We start from the raw sequence: 19,147 nt of genomic DNA, 5'->3' as shown, positions 1-19,147 counted from the left end.
TTCACCGCGGTGTGATGCGCAATAAGAAACGTCATTCCGGGGCGGTGCGGAGCACCGGACCCGGAATCTCGAGCCGACAACTTCTGGATTCCGGGTTCGCGCTGGTGCGCGCCCTGGAATGACGGGCGTGGTGTCGCTGCGTTTACGCCGCCTCGGCTTTCTTCTCGTCGCGGAGCTGCCGGCGCAGAATCTTGCCGACATTGGTCTTCGGCAGATCGGTCCGAAACTCGATGTGCTTGGGCACCTTGTAGCCGGTGAGCTGCTCGTGACAGAACTTGATCACGTCCTCGGCCGTGAGGTTCGGGTCCTTCTTCACCACGAACGCCTTCACCGCCTCGCCCGACTTCGCATCGGGAATGCCGATCACGGCGCATTCGAGCACGCCCGGATGGCTCGCGATCACTTCCTCGATCTCGTTCGGATAGACATTGAAGCCCGAGACCAGGATCATGTCCTTCTTGCGATCGACGATCTTGATGTAGCCCTTCTCGTCCATCACGCCGATATCGCCGGTGCGGAAGTAGCCGTCCGCGGTCATGACCTTGGCGGTCTCCTCGGGCCGGTTCCAGTAGCCCGACATCACCTGCGGGCCCTTGGCACAGATTTCGCCGGGCTGTCCCAGCGTCACCTCGTTGCCGTCGTCGTCGCGGATCGAGATCCAGGTCGAGGGCACGGGAATGCCGATCGAGCCGGAGAACTCGTTCGTAGTCGCTGGATTGCAGGTGAGGGTCGGTGCGGTCTCCGACAGACCGTAACCTTCCGCGATGAAGCAGCCGGTCACCGCTTTCCACTGCTCGGCGACCGGACGCTGCACGGCCATGCCGCCGCCGTTGGAGATCTTCAGCTTGGAGAAGTCGAGCTTCTTGAAGTCCGGATGATGCATCAGGCCGTTGTAGAGCGTGTTGACTGCCGGGAAGCTGTTGACCTGATACTTCGCCAGCTCCTTGATGAAGCCTGCGATGTCGCGCGGGTTCGGGATGAGCAGATTGCAGCCGCCGGCGCGCACCGCGAGCAGGTAGCAGGCCGTCAAAGCGAAGATGTGATAGAGCGGCAGCGCGCAGACGATCATCATCTGGTCGACATGCGGCGGTGCGTTGAGCGCCGGTTGTAGCCAGGCGTCGTTCTGCAGCACGTTGGCGACGATGTTGCGGTGAAGCAGCGTCGCGCCCTTGGAGACGCCGGTCGTGCCGCCGGTATATTGCAGGAAGGCGACGTCGCCGGGCGACAGCTTTGGCTTGTTGAAGGTTGCGCCGCGGCCCGCCGCCAGCGCATCGTTGAAGGCGATCGCGCCCGGAAGCGAATAGGCCGGCACCATCTTCTTCACGCGGCGGACGACGACATTGACGATCACGCCCTTGAAGCCGAGCAGATCGCCCATGCTCGCCGTGATGACGTGCTTGACCGAGGTTTTTGCGATCACCTGCTCGACGGTGTGCGCGAAATTCTCCAGCACGATGATGGCTTCGGCGCCGGAGTCCTTGAGCTGGTGCTCGAGCTCGCGCGGCGTATAGAGCGGGTTGACGTTGACCACCGCGAAGCCCGCGCGCAGCACGGCCGCGGTCGCGACCGGATATTGCAGCACGTTCGGCATCATGATCGCGACGCGCGCGCCGCGCTGCAGGCCGCGGCTTTGCAAGTATGAGGCAAGCGCCAGCGACATCTGGTCGAGGTCGCGGTAGCTGATCGCCTTGTCCATGCAGATGAAGGCCTTGCGGTCGGCGAACTTCGCGAAGCTCTCCTCCAGGAGGTCGACCAGCGATGCGTATTGCGTCGGCTCGATATCGGCTGGTACGCCGGGCGGATATTGCTTGAGCCAGATGCGCTCCATAGGTACTCCCCTCCTAAAACCAGAGCCCGATGTGTCTCAGGCTTGCCTCGTTGCATGCAGTATCGAGCCTGCCGCAACCGGTGGCAAGCGGTTGAGGCTTAGGACAACGGCCGGGAAGTGGCTACTGGAATCGTCGCAAACGGAGCTGTCGCAGTTGCGAAGTGCGGCTGCGGCCGGCGCGCGCTGTTAACTGTTGTTGGGCGCAGGCTTCGCAGCGGGCTTGGTGGTCGCCTTCGGCTTACTGGGTTTGGCGGCGGAATCACCGTTCGCCGCTGGCTTTTCCGCGCCCTTCGCAGCCGCGTCGGGCTTGGCATTGGCGTGCTTGACCGGCTTGGCTGCGGGTTTGGTTTCGCCCTTCGCATCCGGCTTGGCATCGAGCTTGGCGCTCGACTTGGCCTCCTTGCCCGCATCTTTCGGCTTGTCGGTCGCCTCGGGCTTCTTCACCGCCACGCGCGACTTCTTGCCTCGCGCCTTTGGAGTAGCCTGCTGGTCGGCATCGGCCGCGACCGCCGCGATCAGCGCGGTGCCGGTCCGGGTCGGGCCGGTATAGACCGGCACCGGATCTGCGGGCGCCGCGGCGGAGGCGAGGAGGTCGGACGCCTTCATCATGGGCGGTTGCAGGCCCGCGGTGAAGAATGTCACCTGGGCTTCGCCGCCGGTCTGGGACGTCGATCCGCCCGTGCCGTTGGTTGCGATCAGCGCATCGTCGTCGTCGCTCGCCGGGTGCTTGCGGTGGCCACCGCACATCTCGTCACGCAGGTTCGGCGGCGAGGCGTCGACGGGCGCCAAGCTGTCGACCGTGCCGAGCGCGGGACGCAGCCACGACAACGTGTCCTGCGAGAAGCCGCGCTCGAGAAGCTGCGCCGCCTTGATCGCGCGCGCCGTGCCGGAGTTGGCGCCGAGCACCACCGCGATCAGCCGACGGCCGTTGCGCGTCGCCGATGCCACGAGATTGTACCCGGAAGCACAGATGAAGCCGGTCTTGAAGCCGTCGGCGCCGGGGTAGCGGCCGATCAGCTTGTTGAAATTCGGTGTGATGCGCTTGCCGAAGCGTATCGCCGGGATGTGCACGAAGTACTCGTATTCCGGCAGGTCGCGCAGGAACGAGCGCGAAAGAATCCCGAGGTCGCGCGCGGACGTGATCTGGCCGTCGGCGGGCAGGCCGTTGGGATTGACGTAGCTCGTCTGGGTCATGCCGAGCTTTTGTGCGGTCTGGTTCATCATCGCCGAAAAGCCGTCGATCGAACCGCCCACGCCCTCGGCTAGCACGACCGCCATGTCGTTCGCCGACTTCACCAGCATCATCTTGAGCGCGTTGTCGACGGTGACCTGCGTGCCGGGACGGAAGCCCATCTTCGAGGGCGATTGCGAAGCGGCCATCGGTGAGACCGTCAGCAGCGTGTCGAGCGTGAGCTTGCCGTCCTTCACCGCCTTCAGCGTGACATAGGCGGTCATGATCTTGGTGACCGAAGCCGGATACCAGGGGACGGTCGCATTCTCCGCCTGCAAAACCTTGCCGCTATCGGCCTCGATCAGAAGCAGCGCCTCGGCGCGGGCATCGCGCGGCGCAAGGAACATCAGCGCGGCGGCCATGACGGCCAGGTTCAATGGGGCAAGGCGAAGCAGCGGGCGAAAGAACTGCACTATCCGATTCCGGTCCTTGGAGAGCCGCTCGATAACGCGGTTCTCATGATCTGAGGTTCGGGTTTGAAGCGTATGTCACTGCCGCCGCTTGCGGCGCGTGCAAACCTATACCGGCTCGTTCACCGAGAACAGGGGCCGGACTGGGTATTCAGTGATGAAATAGGCCGAATTTCGACGGTTTTACTGGGACTTCACAGCCGTGGCCGCGGCCTCTGCCGCCGTCACGCTCGCCCGTGTGTTCTCCTGAACCATGAACTGGGCCCTGGCGAGTGCGGCGAAATGGCCGCCTTTGGCCACGAGTTCATCGAAAGTTCCGCTTTCGATCACGCGGCCGCCGTCGAACACCAGGATCTTCGTGGCGTTGCGGATGGTGGAGAGGCGATGGGCGATCACGAAGGTGGTGCGGCCCCGCATCACTTCATCGAGAGCGGCATTGACCTTCGCCTCGGTGACGGCATCGAGGGCGCTGGTGGCCTCGTCGAGGATCAGGATCGGCGGATCCTTCAGCAGTGCCCGCGCGATCGACAGCCGCTGCCGCTCACCGCCGGACAGCATGCGCCCGCGCTCACCGGCATTGGTCTCGAAGCCGCCGCTGCGCTCGATGAACTCGAGCGCCTGCGCGCGCTCGGCCGCGAGCCGCATGTCCGCGTCGGTCGCGTCCGGCTTGCCGACGCGCAAATTGTCGGCGATCGAGCGGTTGAACAGCAGCGCCTCCTGGAACACGACGCCGATGTTCCGCCGCAGCGCGGTCAACGTCACGCCACGCACGTCCATGCCGTCGATCCTGATGAAGCCGGACTGCGGATCGAACGCGCGATGCAGCAGCGCGATCGCGGTCGACTTGCCGGCGCCGGTCGGGCCGACCAGTGCGATCGTCTGTCCGGGCAGTGCGGTGAAGGAGAGATCCTCGACCGCGGGCCGCTTGCCGTCATAGGAGAAGGTGACGTCGTTGAACTCGACGAGGCCCGACAGGCGCCCGACGTCGATCGCGTCGGGCCGGTCGTGCACGGCGGGCACGGCATCGAGCACGTTGAAGAATTCGCGTAGGCGCGGCGCCTCCATGAAGACGTTGTTGACGAAGCTCACGACCTGCTCGAGCTTCTGGATCAACAGCGTTGCGAAGCTCACGAACATCACGATCTCGCCAACCGTCGTCAGCCCCTGGTCGTGCAGCGCGATGCCGAGCGTGAAGATCGCGAGCACCGTGATGGTGGTGGAGGCGCGCGTGATGACGGTGACGAGCGCCCACCAGGACAGCACCGGCATTTGCGCGGCGAGCAATTGATCGGCAACGAAGCGCAGTCCCTGCACCTCGGCATCGACGCGGACGAAACTCTGCACCAGCGCCACGTTGCCGAGCGCGTCGGAAGCGCGCGCGGAGAGGTCGCTATAGTGCTCCTCGACCGTCATCTGCATGCCGTAGGTCTTGCGCACGACGAAGGTCGTCAGCGCCGTGAACACGATGCAGAGTGCGAACAGCAGGATCGCGAGCCGCCAATTCAGATAGAGCGACAGCGGCAGCAGCACGAACACCGACAGGATCGCGGCAAAATGCTCGCGGAAGAAGCCGAGCCACAGCCGCCACAGCGCGTCCGTGCCGTTGAGCATCACCTTCATCAGCCGCCCGGAATGGGTGCCGGAGTGGAAGGTCAGCGGCAGTTGCAGAATGTGCTCGAAATAGTCCGTCAGTACCGCCTGGCGCTGGCGGTGCGAGAGCCGGTCGGCTTGCAGGGCGACGAGCGCGCTGCAGCCGATGGTGAACAGCCCGAACGCGACCCAGGCGAGCAGGAACGGCCAGGCGGAGTTCGAGCCTGCGACGGTCTTGCCGGAGAGCACGTCGACGATCTTGCCGAACAGCACCGGCTCGGCGAACTGCGCCGCCGCCAGCAGCAGATTGGCGATCGCCAGCAGCCAGCCCAGCCGCGCCTCCTTGCCGAGCAGCTCGAGAACGCGGGTGTAAAGACGAAGGATCGACATGAAATGCACGGCGCTCGCGCGGGCGGAATCGAACGAAGTGGCATTCTAATCAGGGATGGGCAGCAAGATACAGCCGAAGCTGTCGAAGCCGTCAGTTTTATTCAATTGATCAGCCGGCCGGCCACAGGCGGCAGGAACTGGTCGTCGAAAATATCGCTCGCGGCGGGACGTTTGCGGAACTTGAAATCCTGCGCGATCTGGTCGATGGCGCGGTCGAAGCGAACGGGATCGATGCCGCCGAGGCCGTTGCGCCGGACCTCGTCGGTCAGGATGTTGTCGGCAAGCACGGTGGATAGCCGCGCGAGTTCGAGGTCGCGCACGCCATCCTCCATCCGGCTGACGACGTCGTCGACCGCGCGTTCCGGCTCCTTGACCGTTGCATTGAGGCCGCCGATCAGCGCGCGCACGAAGCCCTTCACGGCGTCCGGCTTCGAGGCGGCAAAGGACGGGTTCACCACCACCGCGAAGCCATAAGCTTCGCAGCCATAATCGGCATAGCGCAGCACCGCGAGATCGTCGGCGGGCACGCCGCGGTCGCGCAAATTCACGGCCGACAGATAGCTGAAGCCGGCCACCGCATCGACCTGTCCGGCGGACAGGACCGGTTCGCGCACCGCGGCACTCATCTTGTAGAATTTCACATGCGCTGCGTTGACCCCGTTCCGATGCGCGAGCGCCGGCCACAGCCGGATCGAGAGATCGCTGTCGGCAACGCCGACCGTCTTGCTCTCGAGATCGGACAGCGTATGGATGCCGCGGCTCCGGCGCGCGACGATCGCGTAGGGCGCGCGGTTGAACAGCACGAACACGGCCTTGATCGGAGCGGCATCCGCCCTGTCGCGAAAACGGATCAATTCGTTGATGTCGACGAGAGCGAGATCGCTGTCCCCTCTGGCGATGCGCGCAAGCGTCTCCGGTGAGCCTGCGGCGCTGTTGAACGACACCGCGAGATGCTCGCTGCCGAACAGCCCGTCCTTCGCCGCCATGAAGACCGGCGCCATGCTCGATTCAATCGGGCGGTCGAAGGTGAACCTGATTGCGACATGCCGCGCTGCATCGTCCGCCGCGGTCGCCTTGCTGAAGCCCGGACACGCCAGCACCGCCAGCCCGATCCAGAGAGCCAAGAGGCAACGGGAGAGAAAGGTTGGGCATGCGTGCATGAATTTCACGCCGGACTAGCGTTGTTTCTTTTTGTGACGCTTGCAAAGCGCCGGCGGCGTCATCCTCGCCGATCAAACCTGAACGGTTGATGAGCGGAATGCGTCATGATTTCGCAATCTCCGCGCGAATTTGTCGCCGTTCAGCTCCTGTTGGGGTTGGGGAACCCAACATGGGATGCGCGGGTTTTTAGAGGGATAAGCCCGTTTGCGGGCACCCATTGGAGGCCGATATGTTTGACCGAATTTCCACGACCATTGGCCGCAAGGCCGTGCTTGCCACCGTCGCCGTGCTGGCGCTGACCACCGCCGCGCCCTCGACGTCCTTTGCGGGTGGCCGCCATTGGCATGGCGGCGGGGGAGCGGCCGCTGCGGCCGCCTTTGCCGGCATCGTTGGCACGGGCCTTGCGATCGCCGCCGCCCGCGATGCCTACGCCTATGATTATGGCCCTGCCTATTACGGCGGCCCGACCTACTACGGCGGTCCGACCTATTACGGCGGCCCGGCCTATTACGGCAACGGCTACTACCACCGAAGCGACTATCCATATCACGGCGTGGTCGGACGCGACCCCTTTGCCAATTGCAGCCGAAGCGGCGCTGGCTGTTGGTGAGCTGTTGACCACGAAAAGCCGGCGCGCTTGCCGCGCCGGCTTAAATTTTGCTTTTATTGTCGGACGTTAACGCGTCTACCATTGGTTTAGAGTAGTTTTGAGTACATGAGTGATTCGCTTGAGCGGCTATATCTGGCTGTGCTCGCGGCCAGGGATCTTGATCCGGCAACATCGCGTACGGCCCGGCTGTTTCAGCGCGGCCCGGCCAAAATGGCAAAAAAATTGGCTGAGGAAGCCATTGAAGTGGTCATCGACGCCGTTCATGGCGATAGCGAAGCCGTGATCCGGGAAAGCGCCGACCTGCTCTACAATCTCACCGTGCTCTGGGCCTCGGCCGGCGTGCGGCCCGAGGACGTGTGGCGCGAGATGGCGCGGCGGGAAGACATGCTCGGTATCGCCGAGAAGCTGCCGAAATCGCCGATGAAACTGCCCAAAGTCGCTTCGCCCGGCGTCGCGGCCCGGCGGCCAATTGTCGCGCTCGAAGGCCGCGCAACGCGCAAACGCCACTAGAAGCGCTACAAATCGGCCCCATCTCGCCATGGACAAATCGCTCCCATGGTGCTTCATCGCGGCGCCATGCTGAAACGTATCTACGACTGGTGCATCGACGCCGCCCACAAGCCCTATGCGCTCTGGATCATGGGGGCCGTGGCTTTTGCAGAAAGCTCGTTCTTTCCCGTCCCTCCGGACGTGATGCTGATCCCGATGTCGCTGGCGCGCCCGCAACGCGCCTGGGTCTACGCCGCCGTCTGCACCGCGACCTCGGTGCTGGGCGGCATTCTGGGCTATGCCATCGGAGCGCTGCTCTATGACTCGGTCGGCCACTGGCTGATCCAGGTCTACGGTCTCGGTGACAAGGTCGATGCGTTCCGTGCCTCCTATGCCGAATGGGGCGCGGTGATCATTTTGGTCAAGGGCCTCACGCCGATCCCCTACAAGCTCGTCACAATCACGTCGGGCTTCGCCGGCTACAACATCGGGCTGTTCATTCTGTGCTCGATCGTCGCGCGTGGCGGGCGCTTCTTCGTGGCTGCTATTTTGCTCAACCGCTATGGCGAGTGGATCCGGAAAAGGATCGAAGAGCATCTCGGCTTGTGGGTGGCGATCGGCGCGTTGGTGCTGGTGCTTGGCTTCGTAATCGCGATCAAGCTTATCTGACGGCGCGTCAGGCGCTTTGCCGGCGCGCCGGCTTCGGCTACGGTTGGGCCATGATGGTTCGATCCGGCAACCGGGTCACGCGACTCCGGATAATCGTGACAGCGGCTCTCTTCCTTCTGCCTGGCGCCGCCGGGTCCGGATGGGCACAGTCAACGGCCCCCGCGTCGCCGCTCGGCCTTCAAGAGGCCGGCCCGCAGGCACCGCCGCCACAATCGACTCCCGCAGCATCGGCCCCACCTGCGGGCGAGGAAAATCCCGGTCTGATCAACGAAATGGGCAAGCTGTTCGACAAGCTGCCCAGGGTCCTGCCGCCGATCAAAAGCCCGAGCGAGACCATCGACGATCTGTCGCGCCTGGCAATGCCATCGACCATGGTGTCGGGGCGCGTGGCCTGCCCGGCCTCGGCAAACGGCGCGCCCGACTGCAAGCAGGCTGCCGACAGGCTCTGCCAGGGCAAGGGCTACAAGGAAGGCAAGAGCCTGAACGCAGACTCCGCGCAAAGCTGCTCGGCAAAGGTCCTGATTCCCGGCAGGACCCGCAAGCCGGATGACTGCCGCACCGATACGTTCGTCACCAGCGCGCTGTGCCAGAACTGAAGCGATGACGCCGCGAGCAAACCACAAGGAGCGCCCATGAGTCGTACGGAGCAGGACTTCCTCGGACAGCGTGAGATCGCCGACGACATCTACTACGGCGTCCAGACCATCCGCGGGAAGGAGAACTTCCACATCACCGGCATTCCGATGAACCAGGAGCCTTATTTCGTGAAGGCGCTCGGTTACGTGAAGAAGGCCGCCGCGATGGCCAATCGTGACCTCGGCGCGATCGACGCCAAGGTCGCGGACGCGATCATCCTCGGCTGCGATCGTGTCATCGCCGGCGACATGATGGATCAGTTCGTCACCGATTTCATCCAGGGCGGCGCCGGCACCTCGACCAACATGAACGCCAACGAGGTGATCGCCAACCTCGCGCTGGAATCGCTCGGCTTCGGCAAGGGCGACTACCAGCACGTCAGCCCGAACGACCACGTCAACTACGGCCAGTCGACCAACGACACCTATCCGACCGCTTTCCGCCTGGCGCTGATCCTGCGGCTCGAAAGTTACATGACGGCGCTGCGGCAGCTTCAGGAGGCGTTCTTCGCCAAGGGGCGCGAGTTCGACCGCGTGCTGAAGATGGGACGCACGCATCTCCAGGACGCTGTGCCGATGTCGCTCGGCGCCGAATTCCGCGGCTGGGGCACCACGATCGGCGAGGAGGTCGATCGCATCTCGGAAGCCCGTGCACTGCTGCGCGAGATCAATCTCGGCGCCACCGCGATCGGCACCTCCGTCACCGCCGCCGTCGGCTATCCCAAGCTTGCGGTCCGGCATCTGAGCGCTCTGACCGGCGTCGACTTCGTGCTCGCGGGAGATCTCGTCGAGGCGACATCGGATACCGGCGCCTATGTGCAATTGTCAGGCGTCCTGAAGCGCACCGCGAGCAAGCTGACAAAAATCTGCAACGACATTCGCCTGTTGGCCTCGGGCCCGCGCGCCGGCTTCAACGAGATCAACCTGCCGCAGCTCCAGCCGGGTTCGTCGATCATGCCCGGCAAGGTCAATCCCGTCATTCCCGAGGTCGTCAACCAGACGAGTTTCCTTGTCATCGGGCTCGACACCACCGTGACACTCGCAGCAAGCGCCGGCCAGCTCCAGCTCAACGTGATGGAGCCGGTGATCTCGTTCGCGCTGTTCTTCTCGATCCGCACCATGGAGCGCGCGGTCAACAGCCTGCGCGAGAACTGCGTCGTCGGCATCACCGCCAACGAGGACCACACCCGCAACATGGTGCTCAACTCGCTCGGCATCGTCACCGTGCTGAAGCCGCTGCTCGGCTACAAGCAGTGCGCCGAGATCGCGCGCGAGGGCTACAAGAGCGGCAAGTCGCTGCACCAGATCGTGGTGGTCGAACGCAAGCTGCTGACGCAGGAGAAATGGGACGAGATGTTCTCGTTCGAGCGGCTGATCAATCCGGATCTGATCGACTCGTAGAGTGCGATAGCTGCCATCACTTCACCTCTCCCTGTGGGAGAGGTGCGCCACTGCTTCAGACGGTCGCCGTGAATTCCGCGGCTTGGAATTGCGGTGATGGCGTCCCGGGTGTGGCGTGAAAACGCATACTTGACAGTGGAAAGATTGCCTTGTTGGTATGGCGCCGAGCCTTCAACAAGCCTTCGACTTGTCCGCCAATAGAGGATCGTTTCGCGATGTCCATGCCTGCCTTGTTCAAAGGGCGCCTGTCGATCCCCGTAATCGGCTCGCCGCTCTTCATCATCTCGGTGCCCGATCTGGTGATCGCGCAGTGCAAGGCGGGTGTGGTGGGCTCGTTCCCGGCGCTGAACGCGCGGCCGCCGGAGCTGCTCGACGAGTGGCTGGCGCGGATCACCGAAGAGCTCGCGGCCTATGACCGCGCACATCCCGAGCGTCCGTCGGCGCCGTTCGCAGTGAACCAGATCGTGCACAAGTCGAACAACCGGCTCGATCACGACATGGCGCTTTGCGCCAAGTACAAGGTGCCGATGATCATCTCCTCGCTCGGTGCGCGCGAGGAGCTCAATCAGGCCGTGCATGGCTGGGGCGGCATCGTCTTCCATGACGTGATCAACCAGAAGTTCGCGCGCAAGGCGATCGAGAAGGGCGCCGACGGCCTGATCCTGGTTGCCGCCGGCGCCGGCGGTCACGCCGGCACGATCTCGCCGCTGGCTTTCGTTGCCGAGACGCGAAAGTGGTTCGACGGCCCGATCGCGCTGTCCGGCGCGATCGGCAACGGCAAGGCGATCCGCGCGGCGCGCATCCTGGGGGCCGACTTCGCCTATGTCGGCTCGGCCTTCATCGCGACCAAGGAAGCCAACGCGGTCGAGAAGTACAAGGAGATGATCGCCTCGTCCTCGGCCGACGACATCGTCTATTCGAATCTCTTCACCGGCGTGCACGGCAACTATCTGAAGCCGTCGATCCTCGCCGCCGGCATGGATCCGGAGAACCTGCCGACGTCCGATCCCTCCAAGATGAATTTCGGCACCGATGCTTCCGGCGAGCGCGCCAAGCCGAAGGCCTGGAAGGAGATCTGGGGCTCGGGCCAAGGCATCGGCAGCGTGGAAGGCGTCGTGCCCGCCGCCGAGTTGATCGCGCGCTTCAAGAAGGAATACGACGAAGCGATCGATCCGCCGTTGCAATAAGCAACCAGTGTAATCGCGCGCGTATCTTTCATACGTCGTCCCCTGGCTTTCGCCAGGACGACATTTTTTTTGAACTCCGAGTATTTGCTACGGAGAAGCGATGGACGCCATCTACCGCGTCGACGGCAATAACGTCGTCACCAGCCCCGATGCTGCGGGGCCGTGGGACCCGCGCATGCAGCACGGCTCGGCGCCGGCTTCGCTCGTGGTATGGGCGGCTGAGCGGATGGCGACGACCGTGCCGATGGATATCGCGCGCGTCACTATTGACTTGATGCGTCCGGTTCCGGTGGCGCCCCTCACGATCGCGACCGAGGTGTTGCGCGAAGGCCGCAAGATCCAGCTCTGCGGCATCAAGTTGCTCGCAGATGGCGTGGTCGTGGTCGGTGCGACCGTGCTGAAGATGAGGCGGCAAGCGCTGACGCTGCCCGACGACGTCAAGGAGTTGCCGGTGACGCTGCCGCCGCCGGAGCAGTCGCTGGTCGAGGACGGGCACGCTGCCACCAGCCCGTTCGTGCGCTCCGTCTCGATGCGCGCGGCGCGCGGCCGCTTCGGCCAGGCCGGTGCCGGTGCGATCTGGTTTCGCGTCGACAAGCCGTTGATCGAGGGGCAAGCCGTTTCGCAGGCCATGCGCGCGGTCGTCGCTGCCGACTTCTCCAACGGCACCGCCTCGACGCTAGATTTTCGCGCCTGGACCTACATCAACGCCGACCTCACCGTGAGCTTTGCACGCCAGCCGGTCGGCGACTGGATCCTGCTCGACGGCGAATCCTGGATTGGTGCGGATGGCACGGGCCTCGCGATGTCGCGGCTCGCCGACCTGCAAGGCTATTTCGGCCGCGCTGTGCAAAGCCTCGTAATAGAGAAGCGCTAAGCTGCGGCTTGCGCATTTAACGCAGCATTAACCATCGCGCTCCCAGAATCCCCTCGCAGCCGTCAATCGGCACGAAGAGGGGACAGGCGATGGACTACGATTTTCTCAACGCCAAGACGCAGGCTTCGCTGGATGAAATCCGCGTCCGTGTGGCGCATGCTCTGGCCCGTCACCCGCTCTGCCGCAACGTGCGCTTCGACATCCTCAGCGTGCCCCGCACCCGGCGTGGCGGCAACTGGACGGTGACGCTCCAGGCAGTCGAGCCGCGTGCGGTGTGGGAGGCCTCCGAGATCGTCGCCGACATTCAGGACGCCTACGACTTGGCGCTAGCTGCCTGATTTCGTTGAATTTTCCAATGCGATGTCGTCGTCGTCCCGGCGTTTTCCGCTGCGGTGGCGCGGTTAGGCCTTAATTCCCGCCCAGTTTCCGGGCATCGAGCGGTCGAGAGCCGGACGCGGAGAGACGTTTGTCGAAAGCCATCACCATCGTCGTGCTGACTTGTTTCCTGGTTCTCGGCGCCGCCGCCACCGCCATTTTCGGCCGTGACAGTGTGCCGGCCGCAGGTCGCGACATGGTCTCGCAGGTCGTCTCCCAGCCCGTCGCCGCCAACCGCGCCAGCAAGGCCGACCGTCTGAACGTTCCGACCCTCGCTCTGGCCTCCGCTGCCGTCGAGCCGATCGACAGGCCAGCTCTCACCGAGCCGCTGCGCCAGGCCTTCGCTGCCGCCACGCCAGCCGATTTCCCGCCGGCGCCCAAGGCGAGCGCGTCCGAGGCGCCGGCCGCAGCAACCGAAGCGCCTGCCAAGCCGAAAGTGGTCGCAAAGCCGCAGCCGCAGAAATCCTATTCGCTGCTCTCCGACGTGCAGATTGCCGGCATCAAGGACCGGCTGAAGCTGTCGTCGTCGCAGGAATACTACTGGCCATCGGTCGAGACCGCGCTACGCAACGTCGCGCGCAAGATCCAGGCGAACAAGCTCTCCAATCCGCAGGTGCAGGGCGTGCCGATCGATCCCAACTGCGATGAGGTCCAGCAATTGAAGTCGGCGGCGATGCCGCTGCTGTTCCAGTTGCGCGACGATCAGAAAGAGGAAGTGCGTAAGCTCGCCCGCATCATCGGGCTTGAGAAGGTTGCCCAGCAGATCTGACGCGCAAGCCGGTGGGTTCCGCGCTTGACCGCGGAACTGCAGCATTTTCCCGAACGTCGTTCCCGGAACATCAAATTGCGCGGTGCGTTGCTCGCTCGGAAGAGGGAGTGGACCGATGCGCGCTTTGACAGCCTATTTTGTCGGTGGAGGAACCATCGTCGCAGCCATCGCCGTCGGTCTTGGCGGCGGCATCGTGGCCGGCAACATCATGAACCCCATCGCGCCCAAGCACGGCGCCGAGACGGCCAAGCAGGAGCGGCGCTCGGAATCGACGGCAACGAGCAATGCGCCATCCGAGCGTGTGCAATACCTCAGGGGATCGCAGGTCTTCGGCGCAGCGCCCGTTCAGGCCGAGGTGCCGGCCACAACGGCCAACGCCGAGCCGTCCGCGCCGCCGGCACAGCCGGCTGCAAGCCAACAGTCCCAGCAGGAGTCGTCCCGGCAGGAGTCGTCCCGGCAGGCGAACACGCAAGCTGCGCCGACTGCACCTGCCAAGCCAGCTGAGCAGCAGGCCTCGACCGAGCAGGCCTCCTCACCCGACAATGCCTATGCGAAAGCAAAGGACGCCGACGTGAAGCGCGCGGCATCGGAGCGGCATCGCGCGGACCGACGGCAGCGCTGGGCCGAGCGCCGCCGCTATGACGCGCGCGATCCGCGCGAGATGCGTGATCGGACTGACTGGGACGATGTCGCACGCAGCGTTCGCGAAGATGCCGACGCCCGCGAATTCGGCTCAGCTCCGCGCCGTGTCTATCCGCAGAACCGCGGCTTCCCGCAGATCAGGCTGTTCGGCGATGACGACGACGATTAGCGCGCGCTATGTGAACGAGCCAGCCCGGCCCGGTCGGTTCATTCCCGCGGGCCGTGCTGGCGATCCTGCAGGCACGCTTCCACGAGCCGGATTTTTCCGCGCAAAAGCTCGCACTCGCGGCCGGTCTCTCCGAGCGCTACGTCAACGAGCTGCTGTTTGAGGCCGGCGCCAGCTTCACCACGCGCTTGAACGAGCTGCGCTTGCGCAAGGCCGTCGATCTCCTCGCCTGCAGCGAGGGGCGCATCAGCGATGTCGCGTTTGCCTGCGGCTTCAACGATCTCTCCCATTTCAACCGCTGCTTCCGCCGTCGCTTCGGTCTGACGCCGACGGCGGCGAGGGTCAGGTAAGGGGGCTGTGACAGCGTGGATTACGACGCCTCCACCCGCGGTGGTGGATAGCGTCTTGCCAAAATCGACAGCGACAGATGCCGCTCCTCCTCCGGCAGCTCGAGATAGGCCAACACCTGCGCCTGCTTCCAGCCGTCGGCGCCGAAATCGATCGACGCCCATTTTTGCGGCTCGGGTCCGTCCAGCCCGCGCACCCAGACGAAATAGCGTGGGAGGTTGCCCGCTTCTCTTTCGGTCGCGCGTCGTCTGGCCATCAAGCTGCTCGCTGAGTGGGGACCACCGCAAGAGAATATAGGCGGGCTCGATGATTGCTAGGGAGGGTCGTTGCTTCGCTACGAGAAGAGTGCCGAGCCGGTCCGTCTTCGCCAAGAGGCTTTGCACGGCTGCGCCACGCGAAGCCCGAAACGGCGAAGCGTGGTGCCCCTGGCCGATAACAGCTTAGTGCCGCAACTAGTTGAAATTAGATGGCATTTCATCTTCGATTGCTGTTGATGCCAACAGGAATACCAACAAACTGACGCGCCGTATTAGCTAGCAAAAAAATAGTTTGCGGGCTCCTTGGCGGCAGGCATGCCCATGCTGTCTCCCTCTGCCTAATCGCCTCAACTGGAATCGAACCCAGGTTGGAAGCACGGCGGGATTGCTCTCGGTTCGTCCGATTTGTACGCGATAGCGCGCGGCAGTTCGCGGAGGCGGCAGAAAGCCTTTTGTTTGGCAGCAGGCGATTTAGACCAACGCATCCTGGGCTATTGGGCTAAGCGCAGATGGCGTCGAACAAGTCAGCAGGAACCTCGAGCAGTGCCTTCCTGGCAAAGCCGCGTCGACACCAAGATCGCAGCTTGGACATACCCATCTCGCTCAGCGGGGGCTTGATCCGGTCGTGGCAGACATCACCGAAAAGCACGCAAGAACCATGGTCGACAATGATAGCAACAAGAGGCGCCGGCTCGTCGAGTTCAAGGACGGTTGCCGCTATGGCAAATTCGGAAGGACCAAGGCTTATGAGCTGATCGCCCTTGACAGGATCAGGGCTTACAAAATGGGAGGCAAGACCATGATCGACCTCGACAGCGTGGATGAATATCACACTTCGCTGCCGAGGATTGAAACGAGAGCAAGCTAAATCACCGCTCTGCGCAGCGGCGCACCATCGCGGAGGCCGCAGAGCGATCGGACCAATGAGCGCACGCGTTCGGCTCAATAGGCCGAACAGGGTACTAAGCGAAACTATGACAATGGAAGAGCCGCCGCCGTAGGACTGACGGCTCCGCAGATCGAGCGTTAGGGCCGCGCAAGTCGAAGGCAAGCGTGATAAGTCGATTTGTTCCGTGCCAGCGCCGGGTCGACACCTGATTGTCTATTATCCCGCTACGTTGAACCAGGTCGAACATTCGCGCCGGCAGTTCGAACGCCGTCCTGGCGAGCCTCGAGGACGTAGCGCGCGTGGGGGCTCAATTACTGTCGATCATTGAACGGTTCATTGCATTGCGTTCGCGAAATTGCCGATGGCTGCTCAGTGCCGACAAGGCGAATGACCGGTGCGATGAAATCCTTCGAGAGGACGTGATCTAGCGCGGAATTTAAGCGTCGATGCGGGAGGCGTTGCATTATTCGATATCGATACGGCGTTACTATGCCTGCCTCACGCGCCGACTGTTTGTAGGCCGGCAAAGACAAAGACGTGATCGATTTGACAGGCCGACTTCGGATATCGATCCGGTGGGCGGGAAGCGTTCTTTGCGCGTCAGAACGTCGGGATATATCGCCGCTCGGTAGAGTGCTCAAATGAAGATCGAGTCCATACGTATCAAAAACTTTCGGTCGTTCGCCAACGAAACGGTCTATTTGAATGACTATACTTCCTTGGTGGGTCCCAATGGGTCGGGTAAGTCTACGGTTCTTTGCGCCCTGAACGTCTTTTTCAGAGAGATTGAGAACGCTACGACGGATCTGACCCTGCTCGATATCGAGGACTTTCACCAGAAGAATGTCGATGAACCGATCGAGATCACAGTCACCTTCACTGATCTCAGCCAAGAGGCCCAGAAAGAGTTCGCCGGCTATTTCCGCCAAGGGAAGTTAGTCATTTCAGCGGTCGCATCGTTTGATCGGATGACAGGCAAAGCGGCTGTGAAGCAATTTGGACAGCGTCTCGGTATATCAGCCTTCAAGGAGTTCTTCAAAGCAGAGGGTGATGGAAAGAAGGTCGCGGAGCTCAAAGCGATTTACTCGGGCATCGCGAAAAAATACGAGCTGCCGGCGCCCGGGACAAAAGACGCAATGATAGGGTCATTGCGAAACTACGAAGTCGAACATCCCGATGAGTGCGAGTTGATCCAAAGCGAGGATCAGTTCTACGGTATTTCGAGGGGCGCCAATCGGCTCGCGAACTATGTTCAGTGGGTGTATGTCCCGGCCGTCAAAGACGCAACTAGCGAGCAACAAGAAGCCCGGAATACCGCTCTCGGCAAGCTGTTGGCCAGGACGGTAAGAGCAAAGACGAACTTCGAGGAGAGCGTCAAGACGCTGCGCACCAGTATGCAGGCGCAATACGAAGAGCTTCTGGCGCAGAACCAGCATGTGCTGGAAGACCTTTCAGAGTCCTTGAGGACGCGCTTGGGGGAATGGGCGCATCCTGAGGCGACAGTTAAGCTCGAGTGGAGACAGGACCCGGAAAAATCCGTGCGGGTAGATGAGCCGTGGGCCCGGATCATTGCAGGCGAGGGACTTTTTGAAGGTGAGCTGGCGCGGTTTGGACACGGCCTGCAGCGTTCCTATCTTCTCGCGCTTCTTCAGGAATTGGCGTCGACCGATGATGTGAGTTCGCCGCGTCTCATTCTGGGGGTGGAGGAGCCCGAACTGTACCAGCACCCGCCTCAAGCGCGGCACCTTGCATCTGTGTTCGAAAGGCTCGGTACAACGAACTCTCAGATTGTCATCACAACGCACAGCCCGCACTTCGTGTCCGGGGATGGCTTTGAGAACGTTCGGATGATTCGCAAGAATCTGGTCGAGAAACGCTCGAAGGTTGCGCAGATGTCCTATGCCGATCTCTCTAAGGCAGTCGCCAGCGCGACAGGTGAACCGCCAAAGAAGCCTACAGGGATACTTGCAAAAATCCATCAGTCACTTCAACCCGCGCTCAATGAGATCTTTTTTTGCTCACGCCTGGTGTTGGTCGAGGGACTCGAGGACAATGGATATTTGTCCGCAGGTCTTCATCTGATGGGGCAGTGGGAGGCGTTTAGACGGGCCGGGTGCCATATAGTTCCGGTGAACCGAAAGAGCGAACTGCTTCAACCTTTGGCGATCGCAAAGCACATGGGCATCCCGACCTACGTGATGTTTGATTCCGACGCCGACAAGCCAGACAAAAGTGGAAGTCGAACTAAGCACCAAAAAGACAACAAGGCATTGCTTGCGCTGCTTGGGACGGCCGAGCAGGATCCAATGCCTGCAGCGACCGTCTGGGGTAAAGGCTATGTAATGTGGCATTCAGACATCGGCTCGGTCGTGAAAAGCGAGATTGGAGAAGCCGACTGGTCAAAGTTTTGCGCGGAAGCCGATAAACAATACGGTCACGCCGGCGAATTGAAGAAGTACGTGCTCCACATCGCTGCAGTGCTTGACGCGGCCTGGGAGAGTGGTCTGCGTTCCAGCAGCCTTGAAAAAGTGTGCTCCGCCATTCTTGACCCGGCCAATTGTGCGTAACTCTTCGGCTTCTAAGGCTATAGTTGATCGGTCCTTGTCGGGCACAGGTCAAACAGTCGACAGAGTTGGCAGCCAAGGTCTTACATGAAGTTCCATACGCATTAAGAATTTCGGATCGTTCGCCGGCGAGACGGTCTATTTGAACGCTTATACTTCCTTGGTGGGCCCCGATAGGTCATACATGGGCCAGCACTCTCCTGAGTGCCGAAATGTCTCTAGCGTGGAGACATTTGGGAACTGACGTTTCGATCAAAAGCGAGGCAATGCCTCGCCTTTCCACTTCAATCGGACACGGTGCCCGTTTTTGCTTCCCGTGACAGCACCGGGACGCATACCCGCGAGCCATCGCCGGGCTGTGCGATGGTGGGCCGGTCAACGGAGTCGCGTCATGAATGTCCCCATCCCTTTGAGAGCCGACCGCGCCGAGGCCTTCCGCGTAGAGCGCCGCAGCTGGTCGCGCGCACTTTGCGCCCGCGTGCTTTCCTCGTCGCAGCGTGGCGGTGCGGAGAAAATCCTGAAAGCCAATTGGCCGCAGTGCGCCACGAAGGCGAAGGAACGAGGGAGAACATGAAAATGTAACCCAAACTTCGAGTAGCCTTGCTGCGCGAGAGATGGGGGTTGGCCCTCCGGACTCGGATTACAGGATCAGGGTCCAAACC

The 19,147-nt window shown here is 62.5% G+C and carries 18 protein-coding genes; 13 read left to right on the top strand and 5 right to left on the bottom strand.

The window, feature by feature from the left end; all coding sequences use genetic code 11:
• Positions 1-142: 142 nt before the first annotated feature.
• From ACV1FX_RS17880 to ACV1FX_RS17865, 4 genes are all read right to left on the bottom strand, one after another.
• A complete protein-coding gene (locus ACV1FX_RS17880; protein ID WP_473118860.1) occupies positions 143-1,828 on the bottom strand; it encodes a long-chain-fatty-acid--CoA ligase in 1,686 nt (561 codons plus the stop codon).
• A 186-nt stretch (positions 1,829-2,014) separates the two neighbouring features.
• A complete protein-coding gene (locus tag ACV1FX_RS17875; protein ID WP_473118859.1) occupies positions 2,015-3,472 on the bottom strand; it encodes a D-alanyl-D-alanine carboxypeptidase family protein in 1,458 nt (485 codons plus the stop codon).
• Between the two features lie 180 nt (positions 3,473-3,652).
• The gene (locus ACV1FX_RS17870) at positions 3,653-5,449 is read right to left on the bottom strand and encodes a glucan ABC transporter ATP-binding protein/ permease (protein ID WP_473118858.1); all 1,797 of its coding nucleotides are present in this window, start codon (positions 5,447-5,449) and stop codon (positions 3,653-3,655) included.
• Between the two features lie 101 nt (positions 5,450-5,550).
• Entirely contained in the window at positions 5,551-6,609 is a 1,059-nt protein-coding gene (locus ACV1FX_RS17865) for an ABC transporter substrate-binding protein (RefSeq protein WP_473118857.1), read from the bottom strand.
• 230 nt (positions 6,610-6,839) lie between these two features.
• On the opposite strand from ACV1FX_RS17865, the gene ACV1FX_RS17860 reads away from it, so the two are divergent.
• From ACV1FX_RS17860 to ACV1FX_RS17810, 11 genes are all read left to right on the top strand, one after another.
• Complete coding sequence (locus ACV1FX_RS17860; RefSeq protein ID WP_473118856.1) at positions 6,840-7,220, top strand: hypothetical protein; 381 nt, start codon at positions 6,840-6,842, stop codon at positions 7,218-7,220.
• A gap of 105 nt (positions 7,221-7,325) precedes the next feature.
• On the top strand, positions 7,326-7,730 hold the full coding sequence (hisE, locus tag ACV1FX_RS17855) for a phosphoribosyl-ATP diphosphatase (RefSeq protein WP_473118855.1): 405 nt from the start codon (positions 7,326-7,328) through the stop codon (positions 7,728-7,730).
• A 45-nt stretch (positions 7,731-7,775) separates the two neighbouring features.
• Positions 7,776-8,378, top strand: coding sequence for a YqaA family protein (locus ACV1FX_RS17850; protein WP_473118854.1), 603 nt, complete (start codon positions 7,776-7,778; stop codon positions 8,376-8,378).
• Between the two features lie 50 nt (positions 8,379-8,428).
• The gene (locus tag ACV1FX_RS17845; protein WP_473119055.1) at positions 8,429-8,974 is read left to right on the top strand and encodes a hypothetical protein; all 546 of its coding nucleotides are present in this window, start codon (positions 8,429-8,431) and stop codon (positions 8,972-8,974) included.
• Positions 8,975-9,010: 36 nt separating this feature from the next.
• Positions 9,011-10,414, top strand: a complete 1,404-nt coding sequence (locus ACV1FX_RS17840) for an aspartate ammonia-lyase (RefSeq protein ID WP_473118853.1) — start codon at positions 9,011-9,013, stop codon at positions 10,412-10,414.
• 215 nt (positions 10,415-10,629) lie between these two features.
• Positions 10,630-11,601, top strand: coding sequence for an NAD(P)H-dependent flavin oxidoreductase (locus ACV1FX_RS17835; RefSeq protein ID WP_473118852.1), 972 nt, complete (start codon positions 10,630-10,632; stop codon positions 11,599-11,601).
• A gap of 100 nt (positions 11,602-11,701) precedes the next feature.
• On the top strand, positions 11,702-12,475 hold the full coding sequence (locus tag ACV1FX_RS17830) for a thioesterase family protein (RefSeq protein WP_473118851.1): 774 nt from the start codon (positions 11,702-11,704) through the stop codon (positions 12,473-12,475).
• 89 nt (positions 12,476-12,564) lie between these two features.
• The gene (locus tag ACV1FX_RS17825) at positions 12,565-12,813 is read left to right on the top strand and encodes a hypothetical protein (protein ID WP_473118850.1); all 249 of its coding nucleotides are present in this window, start codon (positions 12,565-12,567) and stop codon (positions 12,811-12,813) included.
• A 128-nt stretch (positions 12,814-12,941) separates the two neighbouring features.
• Positions 12,942-13,619 (top strand): hypothetical protein, encoded by a 678-nt coding sequence (locus tag ACV1FX_RS17820; protein ID WP_473118849.1) that lies wholly within the window; start codon positions 12,942-12,944, stop codon positions 13,617-13,619.
• A gap of 115 nt (positions 13,620-13,734) precedes the next feature.
• Positions 13,735-14,430 carry a hypothetical protein gene (locus ACV1FX_RS17815; RefSeq protein ID WP_473118848.1) on the top strand — a complete coding sequence of 232 codons (696 nt, stop codon included), beginning with the start codon at positions 13,735-13,737 and terminating at the stop codon, positions 14,428-14,430.
• A gap of 53 nt (positions 14,431-14,483) precedes the next feature.
• Positions 14,484-14,777 (top strand): helix-turn-helix transcriptional regulator, encoded by a 294-nt coding sequence (locus ACV1FX_RS17810; RefSeq protein ID WP_473118847.1) that lies wholly within the window; start codon positions 14,484-14,486, stop codon positions 14,775-14,777.
• Positions 14,778-14,797: 20 nt separating this feature from the next.
• Here ACV1FX_RS17810 and ACV1FX_RS17805 read toward each other — a convergent pair whose 3' ends face one another.
• Positions 14,798-15,031: a hypothetical protein gene (locus ACV1FX_RS17805; RefSeq protein ID WP_473118846.1), complete on the bottom strand. Its 234-nt coding sequence runs from the start codon at positions 15,029-15,031 to the stop codon at positions 14,798-14,800.
• A gap of 626 nt (positions 15,032-15,657) precedes the next feature.
• Between ACV1FX_RS17805 and ACV1FX_RS17800 the strand changes: the two genes are divergently transcribed.
• Complete coding sequence (locus tag ACV1FX_RS17800; RefSeq protein WP_473118845.1) at positions 15,658-15,900, top strand: hypothetical protein; 243 nt, start codon at positions 15,658-15,660, stop codon at positions 15,898-15,900.
• A gap of 662 nt (positions 15,901-16,562) precedes the next feature.
• Positions 16,563-18,488 carry an ATP-dependent nuclease gene (locus ACV1FX_RS17795; protein WP_473118844.1) on the top strand — a complete coding sequence of 642 codons (1,926 nt, stop codon included), beginning with the start codon at positions 16,563-16,565 and terminating at the stop codon, positions 18,486-18,488.
• Positions 18,489-19,147: the final 659 nt, after the last annotated feature.

It is taken from the genome of Bradyrhizobium ingae, from assembly GCF_055791185.1.
Note: the sequence above shows the minus strand (reverse complement) of the source record. Positions and strands in the feature narration are given on the sequence as shown.

Excerpts from the sequence above, each read along its gene's own strand:
- ACV1FX_RS17880 (WP_473118860.1), bottom strand. The coding sequence starts at position 1,828 with ATGGAGCGCATCTGGCTCAAGCAATATCCGCCCGGCGTACCAGCCGAT.
- ACV1FX_RS17870 (WP_473118858.1), bottom strand. The coding sequence starts at position 5,449 with ATGTCGATCCTTCGTCTTTACACCCGCGTTCTCGAGCTGCTCGGCAAG.
- ACV1FX_RS17865 (WP_473118857.1), bottom strand. The coding sequence starts at position 6,609 with ATGCACGCATGCCCAACCTTTCTCTCCCGTTGCCTCTTGGCTCTCTGG.
- ACV1FX_RS17860 (WP_473118856.1), top strand. The coding sequence starts at position 6,840 with ATGTTTGACCGAATTTCCACGACCATTGGCCGCAAGGCCGTGCTTGCC.
- hisE (WP_473118855.1), top strand. The coding sequence starts at position 7,326 with ATGAGTGATTCGCTTGAGCGGCTATATCTGGCTGTGCTCGCGGCCAGG.
- ACV1FX_RS17850 (WP_473118854.1), top strand. The coding sequence starts at position 7,776 with ATGGTGCTTCATCGCGGCGCCATGCTGAAACGTATCTACGACTGGTGC.
- ACV1FX_RS17845 (WP_473119055.1), top strand. The coding sequence starts at position 8,429 with ATGATGGTTCGATCCGGCAACCGGGTCACGCGACTCCGGATAATCGTG.
- ACV1FX_RS17840 (WP_473118853.1), top strand. The coding sequence starts at position 9,011 with ATGAGTCGTACGGAGCAGGACTTCCTCGGACAGCGTGAGATCGCCGAC.
- ACV1FX_RS17835 (WP_473118852.1), top strand. The coding sequence starts at position 10,630 with ATGTCCATGCCTGCCTTGTTCAAAGGGCGCCTGTCGATCCCCGTAATC.
- ACV1FX_RS17830 (WP_473118851.1), top strand. The coding sequence starts at position 11,702 with ATGGACGCCATCTACCGCGTCGACGGCAATAACGTCGTCACCAGCCCC.
- ACV1FX_RS17825 (WP_473118850.1), top strand. The coding sequence starts at position 12,565 with ATGGACTACGATTTTCTCAACGCCAAGACGCAGGCTTCGCTGGATGAA.
- ACV1FX_RS17815 (WP_473118848.1), top strand. The coding sequence starts at position 13,735 with ATGCGCGCTTTGACAGCCTATTTTGTCGGTGGAGGAACCATCGTCGCA.
- ACV1FX_RS17805 (WP_473118846.1), bottom strand. The coding sequence starts at position 15,031 with ATGGCCAGACGACGCGCGACCGAAAGAGAAGCGGGCAACCTCCCACGC.
- ACV1FX_RS17795 (WP_473118844.1), top strand. The coding sequence starts at position 16,563 with ATGAAGATCGAGTCCATACGTATCAAAAACTTTCGGTCGTTCGCCAAC.